The sequence below is a fragment of the Vibrio sp. ZOR0018 genome, assembly GCF_963865925.1.
Lineage (GTDB): Bacteria > Pseudomonadota > Gammaproteobacteria > Enterobacterales > Vibrionaceae > Vibrio > Vibrio anguillarum.
Map to the genome: position 1 here is coordinate 19322 of NZ_CAWMCN010000118.1, position 14750 is coordinate 34071.

The 14750-nt window shown below is 44.2% G+C and carries 17 protein-coding genes; 9 read left to right on the forward strand and 8 right to left on the reverse strand.

From position 1 onward, the window contains the following. The first annotated feature begins 186 nt into the window (after nt 1–186). Nucleotides 187–2058: a methyl-accepting chemotaxis protein gene (locus AACR75_RS11670; protein WP_017045754.1), complete on the forward strand. Its 1872-nt coding sequence runs from the start codon at nt 187–189 to the stop codon at nt 2056–2058. An 81-nt stretch (nt 2059–2139) separates the two neighbouring features. Here AACR75_RS11670 and bcp read toward each other — a convergent pair whose 3' ends face one another. Together bcp and AACR75_RS11680 are read right to left on the reverse strand one after the other, a co-directional pair. After that, nucleotides 2140–2607, reverse strand: coding sequence for a thioredoxin-dependent thiol peroxidase (bcp, locus tag AACR75_RS11675; protein WP_013856283.1), 468 nt, complete (start codon nt 2605–2607; stop codon nt 2140–2142). A gap of 13 nt (nt 2608–2620) precedes the next feature. Then, on the reverse strand, nt 2621–3163 hold the full coding sequence (locus AACR75_RS11680; protein ID WP_013856284.1) for a glycine cleavage system protein R: 543 nt from the start codon (nt 3161–3163) through the stop codon (nt 2621–2623). 282 nt (nt 3164–3445) lie between these two features. Between AACR75_RS11680 and dapA the strand changes: the two genes are divergently transcribed. Together dapA and bamC are read left to right on the forward strand one after the other, a co-directional pair. After that, on the forward strand, nt 3446–4324 hold the full coding sequence (gene dapA, locus AACR75_RS11685) for a 4-hydroxy-tetrahydrodipicolinate synthase (protein ID WP_026028067.1): 879 nt from the start codon (nt 3446–3448) through the stop codon (nt 4322–4324). Between the two features lie 51 nt (nt 4325–4375). Further along, nucleotides 4376–5395: an outer membrane protein assembly factor BamC gene (gene bamC, locus AACR75_RS11690; protein ID WP_017045751.1), complete on the forward strand. Its 1020-nt coding sequence runs from the start codon at nt 4376–4378 to the stop codon at nt 5393–5395. A 43-nt stretch (nt 5396–5438) separates the two neighbouring features. Here the strand turns inward: bamC and AACR75_RS11695 are convergent, their stop codons facing one another. Genes AACR75_RS11695 through AACR75_RS11710 form a run of 4 tightly spaced genes read right to left on the reverse strand, consistent with a single transcriptional unit; the run spans nt 5439 to nt 7804 of the window. Further along, nucleotides 5439–5618, reverse strand: a complete 180-nt coding sequence (locus AACR75_RS11695) for a DUF2897 family protein (protein ID WP_170906945.1) — start codon at nt 5616–5618, stop codon at nt 5439–5441. Nucleotide 5619: 1 nt separating this feature from the next. After that, complete coding sequence (locus AACR75_RS11700) at nt 5620–6303, reverse strand: M15 family metallopeptidase (RefSeq protein WP_019281605.1); 684 nt, start codon at nt 6301–6303, stop codon at nt 5620–5622. Between the two features lie 3 nt (nt 6304–6306). Further along, nucleotides 6307–7440, reverse strand: a complete 1134-nt coding sequence (dapE, locus tag AACR75_RS11705) for a succinyl-diaminopimelate desuccinylase (protein ID WP_017045749.1) — start codon at nt 7438–7440, stop codon at nt 6307–6309. Nucleotides 7441–7456: 16 nt separating this feature from the next. Beyond that, on the reverse strand, nt 7457–7804 hold the full coding sequence (locus tag AACR75_RS11710) for an ArsC family reductase (protein WP_017047857.1): 348 nt from the start codon (nt 7802–7804) through the stop codon (nt 7457–7459). A gap of 203 nt (nt 7805–8007) precedes the next feature. Between AACR75_RS11710 and AACR75_RS11715 the strand changes: the two genes are divergently transcribed. Beyond that, nucleotides 8008–8295: a winged helix-turn-helix domain-containing protein gene (locus AACR75_RS11715; RefSeq protein ID WP_010318729.1), complete on the forward strand. Its 288-nt coding sequence runs from the start codon at nt 8008–8010 to the stop codon at nt 8293–8295. A gap of 21 nt (nt 8296–8316) precedes the next feature. Here the strand turns inward: AACR75_RS11715 and AACR75_RS11720 are convergent, their stop codons facing one another. Further along, a complete protein-coding gene (locus AACR75_RS11720) occupies nt 8317–8670 on the reverse strand; it encodes a DUF4156 domain-containing protein (protein ID WP_017047856.1) in 354 nt (117 codons plus the stop codon). Nucleotides 8671–8674: 4 nt separating this feature from the next. Further along, entirely contained in the window at nt 8675–9016 is a 342-nt protein-coding gene (locus tag AACR75_RS11725) for a DUF2956 domain-containing protein (protein ID WP_017045746.1), read from the reverse strand. Between the two features lie 179 nt (nt 9017–9195). On the opposite strand from AACR75_RS11725, the gene AACR75_RS11730 reads away from it, so the two are divergent. From AACR75_RS11730 to AACR75_RS11750, 5 genes are all read left to right on the forward strand, one after another. Then, the gene (locus AACR75_RS11730; protein ID WP_081989639.1) at nt 9196–9663 is read left to right on the forward strand and encodes a DUF2919 domain-containing protein; all 468 of its coding nucleotides are present in this window, start codon (nt 9196–9198) and stop codon (nt 9661–9663) included. 66 nt (nt 9664–9729) lie between these two features. Further along, nucleotides 9730–10632 (forward strand): Dyp-type peroxidase, encoded by a 903-nt coding sequence (locus AACR75_RS11735; protein ID WP_047687801.1) that lies wholly within the window; start codon nt 9730–9732, stop codon nt 10630–10632. A gap of 125 nt (nt 10633–10757) precedes the next feature. Further along, nucleotides 10758–11891 carry a flagellin gene (locus AACR75_RS11740; protein ID WP_047687802.1) on the forward strand — a complete coding sequence of 378 codons (1134 nt, stop codon included), beginning with the start codon at nt 10758–10760 and terminating at the stop codon, nt 11889–11891. 243 nt (nt 11892–12134) lie between these two features. Further along, the gene (locus AACR75_RS11745; protein WP_013856299.1) at nt 12135–13268 is read left to right on the forward strand and encodes a flagellin; all 1134 of its coding nucleotides are present in this window, start codon (nt 12135–12137) and stop codon (nt 13266–13268) included. 286 nt (nt 13269–13554) lie between these two features. Continuing rightward, the gene (locus AACR75_RS11750; protein WP_047687803.1) at nt 13555–14685 is read left to right on the forward strand and encodes a flagellin; all 1131 of its coding nucleotides are present in this window, start codon (nt 13555–13557) and stop codon (nt 14683–14685) included. Nucleotides 14686–14750: the final 65 nt, after the last annotated feature.

A 14750-nucleotide genomic window follows, 5' to 3' on the forward strand; every position in this document is an offset into this window, starting at 1 on the left:
GAGTAAACAGAATCTCTAAGGAAGCCTAAACCGTAATCGTTTTGGGCTTTTTTTTTGCCAAATAGTAAATATTGATTAGACTGAACTAAGTGGATGTGTAAAAAAGCTATAGATTTTTTGTAACTTGGCGATAACTAACTATAACCACAAAAATGATAATTAATTTGGCATCAATGAGGGATACTTATGAAGTTTAGCCAAAAAATAGTTGCAGCTTCTTCTGCACTTCTGCTTGTTACCGTCTCGCTTATTTCTATTCAGCAACTGAGCATTGTGCGCTCGGAAATAGAATCCCTAGTTACAAAAAGTCTGAATGAAATGGAAGCAGGGGTTAAAAACACCATTGTTTCTGAAATGGAAAGCAAAAAATCCTTAGCTCAGTCAATGACAGAGGTGATTGAGCTTGATCCGCTCAACCGGGATTACGTTAAAAACATTCTTGAAAAACCGAAGTTGAAAAAAAGCTTTTTAGCCATAGGGTTAGGGTATGAATCCGATGGTAAAGTGGTGGAGAATGATGACGGTTGGGAGCCAAGCGCCGATTACGATCCTCGCAAGCGCCCTTGGTTTGTGGATGCTAAAGCATCGAAAAAACTTATCGTTACAGCGCCGTATGTCGATATTTCTACCAAAAATGTGATCATTTCTATTGGTACGCCTATTTACGATCAAGGCCGATTCTCTGGTGCCATGTTCTACGATATGGAATTGACGGGTTTAGCTGAATTGGTGAACTCTATTAATTTATTCGATGCGGGTTACCTCTTTATTGTTTCAGGTGACGGAGCGACGATTGCTCACCCTGATACCAAAAATAATGGTGAGAAGTTATCGACTTATTTACCGCAAGTGACTCTGAAAGAGGGGGACCAACAGATTGAAATTGATGGTACCCGTTATCTCGTCAGCTTCACTCATATTCCAAGTGAGAACTGGTACATCGGTGCGATTGTTGATGAATCCATCGCCTTCAATGCGATTGGCGTATTACGCAATAGCTCTATTATCTATACGTTAATTGGGCTTGTGTTGAGTGTGATTGGCTTGACGCTACTGATTAAAGTGTTAATGCGTCCATTAGGTGTGCTCAATGAAGCGATTCAAGATGTCGCCTCAGGGCAGGGGGATTTAACCAAACGCTTGGATACCAATACGGACCAAGAGTTTGCTCAACTCGCATCAGGGTTTAATACCTTTACCGAGACGCTGCAAAAGCAGATCACGCAATCAAAAGCGATTGGTGAAGAGATCATGCGTGGCACAGAGCTCACGGTGCAAGGTGCTCATGAGTCAGCAGAAGCGATGCGCACTCAGTTACAAGAGTTAGAGCAACTAGCCACTGCAATGCACGAAATGGCAGTGACATCGACAGAAGTCGCCAATAATGCGCAAGGTGCAGCAGCAGCGGCGAAAGAAGCCGATGAAGCAACGCAAGATGGTTCCAGTGTGGTCAGTGAAACGACATTGTCGATCGACAATTTATCGGCCCGCATTGACCAAGCGGTGGAAGAGGTGAAAGGCCTAGAGTCCGCGACGGCAAATATTGAAACTATTTTGAAAGTGATTAATGACATTGCTGATCAAACTAACTTGCTTGCCTTAAACGCGGCGATTGAAGCGGCTCGAGCGGGTGAATCTGGCCGTGGTTTTGCCGTTGTTGCTGATGAAGTGCGTACACTAGCTCAGCGCACTCAGCAATCGACCACCGAAATTCGCAGTATGATTGAGCAATTACAAGCAGGAGCGAGTTCGGTTTCTTCGGCTATGAATGAAAGTAAAACGACGGCTGTTGATGCGGTGAATAAAGCGAAAACGGCAAATTCGGCATTGAACCGTATTCGTGATGCGATACAAGTGATTTCGGACATGAATATCCAAATTGCATCTGCGGCAGAAGAGCAAAGCCTTGTGGCTGAAGAGATCAACACCAATACAGTGAAGATTAAAGATTTGTCGACGCAAGTGGCACAATCTGCTGAAGAAGCCAATATCGCAATGCAGGTTCAAACGGAAAACGTTCGTGAGCAAGATGCTCTGCTCAATAAGTTCATTGTGTAATTACACATCAACTTTTGATTAGCCGTGTTACAAAAATGCCAGTATTAAGAACTGGCATTTTTTATTTCAGTCGAGTTTTGATTATTGGGCGTTTAGATAATCAAGTACCACTTCATGGTGATCTTTGGTTTTGAATTTATCAAAAACCTGTTCAATGATACCTTGCTCGTTGATTAAAAAGCTAATCCGGTGTAGGCCATCATAAACTTTGCCCATGAACTTCTTCTCACCCCATACGCCAAACTGCTCAGCAACCACGTGGTCTTCATCGGATAATAAAGTAAAGTTTAAGTGATCACGTTCAATGAACTTACCTAAACGCTTCACGGGATCGGTGCTGACTCCGAGTACCACTACGTTGTGAGCATCGAGTTCCGCTTTTACATCTCGAAGGCCTTGAGCCTGAACAGTACAACCTGGTGTCATGGCTTTAGGATAAAAGTAGAACAACACCTTTTTCCCTGAGAAATCAGCAAGGGAAACGGTATTTCCATCTTGATCTAAAAGTGAAAAAGCAGGTGCTGGCGTGCCTGCAGTAAGCGTTTTCATTATTCTTCCTTTTTTATTGACTGTTTTTTATAAAGTTGAGCGAACCTTGTACATCCAGTGTCTTGCATAAACTGTCAAATTCTTCTTGTAGTTGCATTAAGTTACACCCTGAATCGACACTGGCGGTAATGGCAATATGAAATTGGTCGTGATCAAGATGTAACTTCGATTTATGAATCGTCTGCGCACTCAGTGAAGCCATACCAATATTACGATTGGCAAAAAATTGAGTGAATTTCTCTGTTAGGCCAATTTTGTCTTCAGACTCAACAAACACTTCAACCGTATAGGCATTATCTTGATAATCATGCGGTGATGTACGTTTCATGATGGTGATGAGATCATGTTGTTGGCCTAATAAAGGTAAGGTTGTCTCTACTCGGGTGATGTGGTTTGTATTGCCAGAGACCAGCATGATGAGCGTGAACTCTTTGCCAAACAAAGCAATTCGGCTATCGATGATATTGCAGCCTGATTGCGTAACTAAACGTACCACTTCATTACAGATACCAGGGCGGTCTGTCCCTACAGCAGTGATCACTAGATGCTGAGTCATAATATCGCTTCACTTTTATCGTTTTGGGCATGTTATCACAGTTAAATTATAGAGGAACGGTGGTGGAATAGCTTTTTAAGAACTCCGTCTTGAAAATAACGTGTTGTTGACATCGACATATTCAGATCCGCTATAAAGTTTGCCCTTAATTGATGTTGTTTGTTAAACCTCTAACATCTGATAAATATTCATCCAAATGGGCTGATTAAGCGAATTTAATCCCTTGTGTTTTTCAATCGCCTTACAGTACCATGCAGAAAGTAACAAATTAGGGAGATGGACATGTTTTCAGGAAGTATCGTAGCGCTCATTACACCGTTTAATCATGATGGTGAGGTTGATTTTGTTAGTTTGAAGAAGCTGGTGGACTTTCACGTGACAGCCGGAACTGACGCCATTGTTGCCGTCGGAACAACGGGTGAATCTGCCACGCTAACCGTTGAAGAGCATGTCAAAGTTGTCGCAAAAACCGTCGAATTTGCCGAAGGACGTATTCCTGTGATTGCGGGAACGGGTGCGAATGCTACTCATGAGGCGGTAACGTTTAGCCGTTTATTAAATAACACAGGTATTGCTGGCTGTTTAAGTGTGACTCCTTATTACAATAAACCAACCCAAGAAGGTTTATTTCAACACTACAAAGCAATTTCTCAAGAGACTGATATCCCTCAGATTCTCTATAATGTACCAGGCCGTACAGCGGTGGATTTGCGTCCTGAAACCGTCGCTCGCCTTGCTGAAATTAAAACGATTGTCGCTTTGAAAGATGCAACGGGTGATTTGAGCCGAGTGGCTCTTCATCGTGAGCTTTGTGGAAAAGACTTTATTTTATTAAGTGGCGATGACGCGACAGGTTTGGAGTTTGTTAAATTAGGTGGACAAGGTGTTATTTCGGTGACGAATAATATTGCCGCTAAAGATATGGCGCAGATGATGCACTTAGCATTAGAAGGCCGATTCGACGAGGCTGAGCTTATTAATCAACGTTTAATGCCTTTGCATAAAGGTCTATTTGTTGAGTCGAGCCCGATCCCAGTGAAATGGGCTGCTCACAAAATGGGATTGATTACAAATGGTGATCTACGTCTACCTTTGACTGAACTGTCTGAACCTGTACGTTCAACGGTTGCCCAAGCCATGACCGAAGCTTGTATCTTCTAAATCGATTCAATATTGTGCCGAGGCTTTTTCCTCGGCAGTCTAGGAGTTTGAATGAAATTTACTCATCAGCTAGTTATCAGTTCACTAGCTGTTTTTGTTTTAAGCGCATGTGCTGGTAACGCTTCTCAGCGTCGCCAAGCAAAAGATGATTTTGCTTATTTAGAAACCCCGGCTCTAAAAGAGTGGCAACTTCCTGAAGGAGCAACTCCGCAGTTTTACCCTAATTACCAGATCCCTGAAGGTGACTTCCAAGGTGGCATTGGCCGTACTGTGGATATTCGTCCTCCTCAACAAGTCTTAGAATTGATCCCAGGCGCGCGTGCCGAGCGCCAAAATGGCGAAGTGACATTATGGATGATCAAGCAAGATGAAGCCGATAAGGTGTGGCAAACCGCGTTAGCCATGCTTAAAGAGCGAAACATTGGTATCGCTGCACAAAGTGAAAACCAGATTGATACTGATTGGGTGACTTGGGTTTCCGAAGATGAAGAAGTTGAGATTGGTAGCCGCTACCAAATCTCACGGGTGATGGCGAATAATCGTTTTGGCTTTAAGATTTCATTGACTGGTTGGCGTGAAGGTGGCAAAGAGATGCCAGTGAGTGCTACTAATAAAGAGCGTTATAATGCGTTCATGACCAATTTGGTCACGGCTCGTTACGATACCGATCTACGTCAAGAAGCAGCACGTAAAGCTCAACAGTTGGTTAAACAGATCCCCATTACGATGGGCAGTGACCGTAGTGGTTTCCCTGTAATTATTGCTCGTACCTCTTACGATGTTCTGTGGCAACGTTTGCCTAATCTTATGCCGCAGATCGGTTTTACGCTCGAAGAGCGCAACCAATCTCAAGGTACAATAAAAGCGAAATACTCCGCGCCAGATGACGCCTTTTGGCAAGACATTGGCGTGAAACCTATCTCGCTAAAAAGTGGAACTTACACCTTCTTGTTAGGTGATTTAGGTAACCGTACCTCGATCAACGTGACCAATTCAGCCGGCAAGCCGGTGGAAGAAGAACTACTGAAAGATATGGTACCTGTACTGTCGGCGATTGCCGAGCGTCAGTAATTGTGATGACGAATCCATGAAAAATAAAGGGACGAAAGTCCCTTTATTTTTGCTCTGAATCTGAGTCTTCGTGCTTATCAAGTTCGTTGAGTTTATCCAGATCACTCTTCTTCCCTTTCAAGCCAAATTTCATGTTAGCCGTGTATTTCAGCGCGGCAATATTACCGATAAACACCGCTAAGATTACAATAGTGATAACCCAAGGGTTGGTAATGAATTCCATATCAGGACTCCGGTTGGCTGATGTTAACAATGTACTGAGTGTAGATCCGATCTAAGTTCTCTTGTACCGTCGACACACCTAGGAGCGGCATGTTTTCAAGCTGTGTCGCCAATATGCTTGGCGTCAACAGGTTAAGACAGTCTTTAGCCGCTGTTTTGTGGCTAATATGCCAAGGTTCAAACGCAACACCGCCTTTCTTTCCTTGGTAGGGGAAGAAAAAACCAAACTTAGGTAAATGCTCTTTCATCCATTGATAAAAAGGAGCTTGGTGGCCTGAGAGATATTCCCACGGTTCAAGCTTGAGTGTGACACCTGTCGGTAATGCTTTGCGATCAAAAACATCAAAGTCACACCCCCAATGGTGGCGGCTGCTACCGGGCAGCGCTGACCAGCGCAAAATCGTGAATATCTTTTGTTCTTCGCTTAACTGAGCAGGGTTTACCGGTTGACTGTTATTATCAAGTAATTCGGCTTGCCCTGACATTTTCCGATTCCAGATGTTCAACTGGCGTTCAAAATCACGAAACCCACTGGCGATATGGAAATCAAAACCAGCGTCGTCAGCCGCTTGCTTTAGAGCGAGCAAATCTTGGATCACCCCGGGGTGAACCAAGAAAGATTTCTGCCCAATCAGCACTGATGTTAAATGGGAGTCGGTTTGTCCGGTCAACTGCTCTGGAGTCATGGGTTACACCAATAAATTCTCTAGGGTTTTTTGGTACATATCCGTTAGTTTCTCTAAATCGGCAATCTTAACGCACTCGTTAACTTTATGAATTGTCGCGTTAACAGGACCAAGTTCGACCACTTGTGCGCCCATCTGGGCAATAAAGCGTCCATCAGATGTGCCCCCTGTCGTCAATAGCTCTGGGGATTTGTGGTTCACCTCATCGACGGCTTTAACGACGGCAGTCAGTAATGAGCCCGTATCGGTCAAGAAAGGTTGGCCGCTTAATGTCCAGCGTAATTCATAATCCAATCCATGGGCATCTAAGATAGAATGCACGCGGCGCTTGATCTCTTCATCGGTTAACTCGGTACTGAAACGGAAGTTAAACTGCACGTCAAACTCACCGGGGATGACGTTTGATGCTCCCGTGCCAGCTTGCAAGTTTGGAATTTGGAAGCTGGTCGGTGGGAAATAAGCGTTCCCTTCATCCCATTTTATTGCCGCAAGTTCGGCTAACGCAGGCAAGGCTTGGTGAATCGGGTTATTAGCAAGGTGAGGATAAGCAACGTGTCCTTGAATCCCTTTAATCTGTAGATCGCCTGTAATTGAGCCACGACGGCCATTTTTTATCACATCGCCCACATTTAATGTACTCGATGGCTCACCGACGATACACATATCAATTGGCTCATTACGCGCCATTAACGTATCGACTACGCGAGTGGTGCCATTGATGAATGGCCCTTCTTCATCTGAAGTGATCAAAAAGGCAATCGAACCTTGATGGTTAGGGTGCTGTTCAATAAAGCGCTCGACAGCGACAACCATGCAAGCAAGCGAGCCTTTCATATCTGCCGCCCCGCGCCCATGTAAATAACCATCAATTACAGTCGGTTCAAACGGCGCTGTATGCCACTGCGCTAAAGGGCCTGCGGGAACGACATCCGTATGGCCAGCAAAGGCAAAAAGAGGCGATTGAGTGCCGCGGCGAGCCCAAAAATTAGTGGTATCTTCAAAGACCATTGTTTCCACTTCAAACCCTAGCGCTTGTAAGCGTTTAATCATCAGGTCTTGGCAACCTGCATCCTCAGGAGTTACTGATTGGCGACTAATGAGATCTTTTGCGAGCGCCAGTACAGGGCTGTCTGTCATCCTTGAAATCCTTGTATTAAGAGAAAATAGCAGCGTATTGCTGAGCATTGAAACCGAGATGGTAATGGGTATCGACCAATAAGATAGGTCGTTTGATCATAGCTGGTTGTTCAACCAACAAAGTCACAACACTGTGAGCATCTAACGACTCTTTTTGTGACGGCGTGAGCTGACGAAAGGTTGTACCGCGTTTATTGAGTACATTTTCCCAACCAAGTGCTTGGCAAAACTGAGCCACGAGCTCGGCATCAATACCTTGTTTACGGTAGTCATGAAATTGGTAATCCACCCCCGCAGCTTCCAACCATTTCCGTGCTTTTTTAATGGTGTCGCAGTTGGGAATGCCATACATGGTGATCGTCATAAAAATCCTTGTTGAGGCGTATTATTTTTTTAATGGTCAAATCCTATCAGGAAGCGCTGTGGCTTACAAAATAGAGATGCTTTTATTTCGTTGTTTAAAAAAAATGTGTTTCAGTTGCTTACGATTGGAAAGTTATTGATCGAACGCAACACTCTAAATGTGAAAACAGAAATAATGAAGCGGCACAGTAATAGGAGGTGTCAATGGAACTGAGTCCTGTTTTTGCAAGGCGACTGTATTTAGCTTTGTTAGTAGAAAGCCTTGAAAGACCAAACGTGCCCAAACTCATCGAAAAAACGGGGTGGCCTCGCCGTACGATTCAGGATGTCCTGAAAGCACTGCCAGGAATAGGGATTGAACTGATGTTTGTTCAAGATGGAAGGCGTCACAATGATGGTTACTATCAACTCTCTGATTGGGGGCCATTTGATAGTCAATGGGTATTAGATCGTCGCTGTGATATTGCGACTAGCCTTGGATTTAGTGCATAAGCCAGCATTTGCTGGCTTTTTTTATGGTGTTTTCATATCCACATTGGGTAAGCAACGATAAACAGTACCGAAAATCGTGACAGAGGTTTTGAAATAATTGGAGTAGTCGAGCGTTACTGTATCGCCTCCCAGTTGATGAGCGTGAGTTTTTAGCTCGTTTACCGCCCTTCGAATCAATTTGTCATTGGGAATGAGCCAAGAGCTGAACCAGTAACCTTCACTGCCTGTTACATCCCCTAACCAGTCACACTGACCAGCATCAAATCCGGCATCAGTACGAATCTGAATGCGATCTGCATCGTTTGGGAGTGGGCTGTGTGATGAGCTACAGCCTATCATTAGCGCTGCCAGCAATAATATAGACAGTCTTTTCATCAGTTTAACCTTTCAGAACTAGATAAGAGATAAAACCAAGCCAGCTCACGATCAGCAGTGCCCAAGGTAACCATGAGGTCGATACCAAGCTTGATGAAGTTTCAATGTGTGCGGGTTCTTCTTCCGTATTTTGTGCGGTTTTCTTTAGCTGCAATGCTCTTTTTTTAGCTTTATCTGCCTGTCGGCTTTTCTCTTTTTGCTGCTTTTTATACAAGGCTATGCCTTTCTCAATGCCTTGAGCGATCAGCTTGGTTTGTTCTTTCGTTTGCCCCTGCTTTTGAGTGGCTAAGGCGACTTTCATGGCTTGTTGCTGAGTTTGTTCTGAGGGAATAATCGTTTTATTCATAACGTTTACAAGCGGCTATAGACAGGCGCTCACCCTATCACGTATCGTCATCCTTCACTATTGAGATTGATCACTATGCGTGATGTTCAAGTTAGAAACTGGTCAAGAGCAAAAGATCTGGCTAGCTATTTGAAATCGATTCGCTAAAGTAAAAACGTTTTTTTAAAAGAGCGAAGGTATTGATGCGTTATGCGTTAGAGCGATACGACCAACATGGTTTTCTTAAAGCCCCTAAACTTATCTGGCTTGGTTGGTTATTTTTGGCAAAAGCTTGGATTGTTTTCGTGGTGGCAGGAGCAAGCCGAGATAATGGTACGACGATTTTAACCATTGTTTACCCAGACCATTCGATGCTTTATTTGGGGTTGATTATAGGGTTGCCAAGTATCATTCTGATGTGGCTTATCAGCTTACGTGCTCCTGAACGATCGTGGCTAAACCGCATCGTCAGCATGGGAAAACCGCTGACGTTACTTATGGTTATCTTGCAATTTATACAAACGCTTTATCATATCTATTTAGAGCACGGCGTTTTTAATTGGGCCAATGCAAGCACACTGTTGGTGCTGTTATGGTTTGGTCTATATCTACTGAAGAGTAAAAGTGTGCGTGATTGTTTTTCTATCCCGCTCATAGACAAGGCGTGATCCCAATCAAGGTCGCCCCAAAAAACTGAATTACACTGAGCAAAAATAAGTAAGTGAGGATATTTTATGACACAACCTCAAACCGCGATTCTGCCTGAAGCAGGTCCGTTTGCACTGTTTAGCCTTTTAAAAGTAAAGCAAAATCCGGCGCATGTTTTAGCGCAATTAAAAGCATTGCCCGCTTTAGTCAATGAGATAAATCAACATCAACCCGGCGCTGAATTAACCGTGTCGGTCGCGTTTACTCGCACCTTTTGGCAGCGTTTAAACCAAAGCATACCACAAGAGCTGATTGATTTTCCTGAGCTTGGTAAAGGCGAAACCATAGCACCAAGTACCGAGGTGGATGTGTTGATTCACTGCCATTCTCAGCGTCATGACTTGCTGTTTTATGTGTTGCGTAAATGGATGGAACCCGTGGCAGAGTTGGTTGAAATGGTGGATGAAACCTACTCATTTCGTTACTTAGATGCGCGAGATATGACGGACTTTATCGATGGCACTGAAAACCCTAAAGCCGAAAAACGTCAAGAAGTTGCACTGATTGCTGATGGTGAATTTGCTGGCGGCAGCTATGTGATGTTGCAGCGTTTTGTGCATAACCTTCCAGCTTGGAATCGCTTAAATGTGGCGGCGCAAGAAAAAGTGATTGGGCGCACTAAGCCTGATTCGATTGAGCTTGATAATGTACCTGCAGCGTCTCACGTTGGCCGTGTCGATATCAAAGAAGAGGGGAAAGGGCTAAAAATTGTTCGTCATAGCTTACCTTACGGTACGGTGAGTGGTGAGCACGGTTTACTATTCATTGCTTATTGCCATACGCTGCATAACTTTAAAGTGATGTTGGAAAGTATGTATGGTGTGGCGGATAGTAAAACAGATCAACTGCTGCGCTTTACCAAGGCCGTAACGGGTGCGTACTTTTTTGCCCCTTCAGCTGAGATGCTGCAACGTCTTGAACTAAAGTAAGTTTCAATACTGACCTACTATCGGACCGAGCCTTGTGCTCGGTTTTTCTTTTTTAAGCATTTTATGTAAAGAAAAGCGTCTACTGTCCGATAAAGAGATCATTCATTCTATGGCATGGGTCTGTTATGGCAATTACCGTTAATACCAATGTTTCTGCTTTGATTGCGCAGCGCAACTTAGGCTCAGCAAGCGAAATGTTGAATCAATCTTTGGAGCGTCTTGCTTCCGGGAAGCGTATTAATAGTGCCAAAGATGATGCTGCGGGTTTACAAATTTCGAATCGCCTTGAGTCGCAAATGAGGGGCTTAGATGTCGCTGTACGCAATGCTAATGATGGCATTTCAATCATGCAGACTGCTGAAGGTGCAATGCAAGAGACCACCAGCCTGCTTCAGCGTATGCGAGATCTCTCTTTGCAGTCGGCGAATGGCGCGAACAGTAAAGCGGATAGGCAAGCTTTACAGGAAGAAATGAGCGCCTTGAACGATGAATTAAACCGAATTGCTGAAACCACCTCTTTTGGTGGTCGTAAGTTACTGAATGGTTCGTTTGGGCAATCCTCATTTCAGATAGGGGCGAGCTCTGGCGAAGCAGTGCAAGTTTCGTTAAAAAATATGCGTTCAGACAGTTTGGATATGGGGGGCTTTAGCTATGTTGCGGCAGGCATGGCGGATAGCCAGTGGCGGGTGACACAAGATAATCGGCAGCTCACCATGAGCTATACCGATGCCAAGGGAAAACAGCACAACATTCAAATCCAAGCAAAAGTAGGGGACGATATTGAAGAGTTGGCAACCTACATCAATGGGCAAACCGATAAAGTATCGGCGTCAGTCAACGACAAAGGACAGCTACAGCTGTTCATGGCGGGTAAAGAAACCTCTGGGACTATTGATTTTAAAGGTAGCTTAGCCAATCAGTTGCAAATGAATGTGACGGGATATGAAGCAGTAGACACTCTTGATATTACCGAAGTCGGTGGTGCGCAGCGGGCGGTTGCCATCATTGATACCGCAATGCAGTACGTTGATAGCCATCGCTCTGAGTTAGGCGCGTTGCAAAACCGTTTTAACCACGCCATCAACAACCTCGACAACGTACACGAAAACCTCGCTTCTTCAAACAGTCGAATTAAAGATACGGACTATGCGAAAGAGACCACCCAAATGGTAAAACAGCAAATCCTACAACAAGTCAGTACCTCTATTCTTGCGCAAGCCAAAAAACAGCCAAACCTAGCATTGGCCTTACTTCGCTAGCGATAAAAAGCAACACTTATCGACTTTTAATAACAAATCTTTAGCGAAATTATTACCTTTTTGGTGGGTTTTTGACCTCTTGTCCTGTTTTTTACACTAAACACATTTTTTTTAAGAAAATCGAAAAAAAATCCTCAAGCTTTGGAAAATACCGCCGCTATAAAAAGTAACTTTGAGAGAACTATTTGGTTTTCCGAGACGTCGGAAACCGGAAACATCGGAAAATCAATTGGAGTAATCACCATGGCAGTTAATGTAAATACCAACGTATCAGCGATGACAGCACAGCGTTACCTAAACGGCGCTAGCAATGCACAACAAACATCAATGGAACGCCTATCTTCTGGCTTTAAAATCAACAGCGCAAAAGATGATGCGGCAGGCCTACAAATCTCTAACCGTTTGAATGTTCAGAGCCGCGGTCTTGACGTAGCAGTACGTAATGCGAATGACGGTATTTCTATTGCACAAACCGCTGAGGGTGCGATGAATGAAACGACCAACATTTTGCAACGTATGCGTGACTTGTCACTGCAATCAGCTAACGGTTCAAACTCAAAAGCAGACCGTGTAGCGATTCAAGAAGAAGTCACCGCTCTGAATGACGAGTTAAACCGTATCGCAGAAACCACATCATTTGGTGGTAACAAATTACTTAACGGTACTTTTGAAACTAAGTCATTCCAAATCGGTGCGGATAACGGTGAAGCCGTCATGCTTAGCCTAAACAACATGCGTAGTGACAATGCTATGATGGGCGGCACAAGCTACCAAGCGGCGAACGGCAAAGATAAAGATTGGTCAGTTCAAGCCGGCAGCAACGATCTACAAATCACACTGAAAGATACTTCAGGTACAGATCAGACTATCAATATCTCAGCTAAAGAAGGCGATGATATTGAAGAGTTGGCGACTTACATCAACGGCCAAACTGATATGGTGAAAGCATCAGTTGATGATGAAGGAAAACTACAAGTCTTCGCTGGCAGTAATAAAGTAGAAGGCCCTGTAACATTCGCAGGCGGTCTTGCTGGTGAGCTCGGCATGCAAGCTGGTCAAGCTGTTACCGTAGATGTCATTGATGTGACCTCTGTGGGTGGCGCTCAAGAATCGGTTGCCATTGTTGATGCTGCACTGCAATTTGTAGATAGCCATCGCGCACAATTAGGTGCATTCCAAAATCGCTTTAGCCATGCAATCAGCAACTTAGATAACATTAACGAAAACGTGAGTGCTTCTAAGAGCCGTATTAAAGATACTGACTTTGCCAAAGAAACAACAGCGCTTACTAAGTCGCAAATTCTTTCTCAAGCATCAAGCTCAGTGCTGGCTCAAGCAAAACAAGCGCCACAAGCGGCACTTAGCTTACTTGGCTAAAAGAGCCCAATAGCTCAAGAGTTATCCTTAATGAAAATCCAGCCTCGGCTGGATTTTTTTTGCTTAGTGGCAAAGTGGAAAAAGTGTTAGTCGATGCAGCATTATCTTTCTTACTTTTTGACGCTAATCACATTTCTCATGCTCGCTGCATAAATTTTAAAAAAAGGCTTATTTTTTTCTAAAGGATATAAATCTTTCGCCGTTAAAGGATACGAGAGAAATGAGGTGTACCGACGTGAGGTGAGAGACACGGAAGTACATCAACACAATGCCTAAGGAGATCAATATGGCAATTAATGTAAGCACTAACGTGTCTGCAATGACCGCACAGCGTTATTTAAATAACGCCGCTGATGGTACGCAGAAATCGATGGAGCGTCTGTCATCGGGCTATAAAATCAATAGCGCGCGTGATGATGCAGCGGGTCTACAAATCTCAAACCGTTTAACGTCACAAAGCCGTGGCTTAGATATGGCGGTAAGAAACGCAAATGATGGTATTTCCATTGCACAAACCGCAGAGGGTGCAATGAATGAAACCACCAATATCTTGCAACGTATGCGAGATCTTTCTTTGCAATCAGCAAACGGTTCTAACTCAAGTTCAGAACGCCAAGCGATCCAAGAGGAAGTCTCAGCACTCAATGATGAATTAAACCGTATTGCTGAAACAACCTCGTTTGGTGGTAATAAACTGCTAAATGGTTCGTTTGGTAATAAATCTTTCCAAATTGGTGCCGATTCTGGTGAAGCTGTGATGCTTTCCATGAGCGACATGCGTTCTGACACAAAAGCGATGGGCGGTAAGAGCTATGTCGCGACAAATGGCAAAGCGCCTGACTGGTCAGTCACCAATGCGACGGATCTGACTCTGAGCTATACTGATAAACAAGGAGAAGCTCGCGAAGTCACCATTAACGCTAAAGTGGGTGATGACTTAGAAGAAGTCGCTACTTACATTAATGGCCAAAATGGTGACATCAAAGCTTCAGTCGGTGATGAAGGTAAACTGCAACTGTTTGCCGCCAATCAAAAAGTCTCAAGCGATGTCACTATTGGTGGTGGACTGGGTACTGAAATTGGTTTTGCTGCAGGTAAAGACGTAACCGTCAAAGACATCAATGTCACAACGGTTGGCGGCTCCCAGGAAGCTGTAGCTTTGATTGATGGTGCACTAAAGGCCGTTGATAGCCAACGTGCCTCGTTAGGTGCATTCCAGAACCGTTTCGGTCATGCCATCAGTAACCTTGATAACATCAACGAGAACGTCAACGCTTCTCGTAGTCGAATTAAGGATACTGATTATGCCCGTGAAACAACCCAAATGACGAAGTCGCAGATTTTGCAGCAAGCGAGTACGTCAGTTTTGGCACAGGCGAAGCAGTCACCATCTGCAGCTCTTAGTCTATTGGGTTAACCGATAGGCGAATGGAGCTTTGTGGGGAAAGCAGTGTTTTCACTGCCAACCTATGAGGTGGAAGG

Coding starts and splice junctions, on each gene's coding strand:
- AACR75_RS11670 (WP_017045754.1), top strand. CDS start 187: ATGAAGTTTAGCCAAAAAATAGTTGCAGCTTCTTCTGCACTTCTGCTT.
- bcp (WP_013856283.1), bottom strand. CDS start 2,607: ATGAAAACGCTTACTGCAGGCACGCCAGCACCTGCTTTTTCACTTTTA.
- AACR75_RS11680 (WP_013856284.1), bottom strand. CDS start 3,163: ATGACTCAGCATCTAGTGATCACTGCTGTAGGGACAGACCGCCCTGGT.
- dapA (WP_026028067.1), top strand. CDS start 3,446: ATGTTTTCAGGAAGTATCGTAGCGCTCATTACACCGTTTAATCATGAT.
- bamC (WP_017045751.1), top strand. CDS start 4,376: ATGAAATTTACTCATCAGCTAGTTATCAGTTCACTAGCTGTTTTTGTT.
- AACR75_RS11695 (WP_170906945.1), bottom strand. CDS start 5,618: ATGGAATTCATTACCAACCCTTGGGTTATCACTATTGTAATCTTAGCG.
- AACR75_RS11700 (WP_019281605.1), bottom strand. CDS start 6,303: ATGACTCCAGAGCAGTTGACCGGACAAACCGACTCCCATTTAACATCA.
- dapE (WP_017045749.1), bottom strand. CDS start 7,440: ATGACAGACAGCCCTGTACTGGCGCTCGCAAAAGATCTCATTAGTCGC.
- AACR75_RS11710 (WP_017047857.1), bottom strand. CDS start 7,804: ATGACGATCACCATGTATGGCATTCCCAACTGCGACACCATTAAAAAA.
- AACR75_RS11715 (WP_010318729.1), top strand. CDS start 8,008: ATGGAACTGAGTCCTGTTTTTGCAAGGCGACTGTATTTAGCTTTGTTA.
- AACR75_RS11720 (WP_017047856.1), bottom strand. CDS start 8,670: ATGAAAAGACTGTCTATATTATTGCTGGCAGCGCTAATGATAGGCTGT.
- AACR75_RS11725 (WP_017045746.1), bottom strand. CDS start 9,016: ATGAATAAAACGATTATTCCCTCAGAACAAACTCAGCAACAAGCCATG.
- AACR75_RS11735 (WP_047687801.1), top strand. CDS start 9,730: ATGACACAACCTCAAACCGCGATTCTGCCTGAAGCAGGTCCGTTTGCA.
- AACR75_RS11740 (WP_047687802.1), top strand. CDS start 10,758: ATGGCAATTACCGTTAATACCAATGTTTCTGCTTTGATTGCGCAGCGC.
- AACR75_RS11745 (WP_013856299.1), top strand. CDS start 12,135: ATGGCAGTTAATGTAAATACCAACGTATCAGCGATGACAGCACAGCGT.
- AACR75_RS11750 (WP_047687803.1), top strand. CDS start 13,555: ATGGCAATTAATGTAAGCACTAACGTGTCTGCAATGACCGCACAGCGT.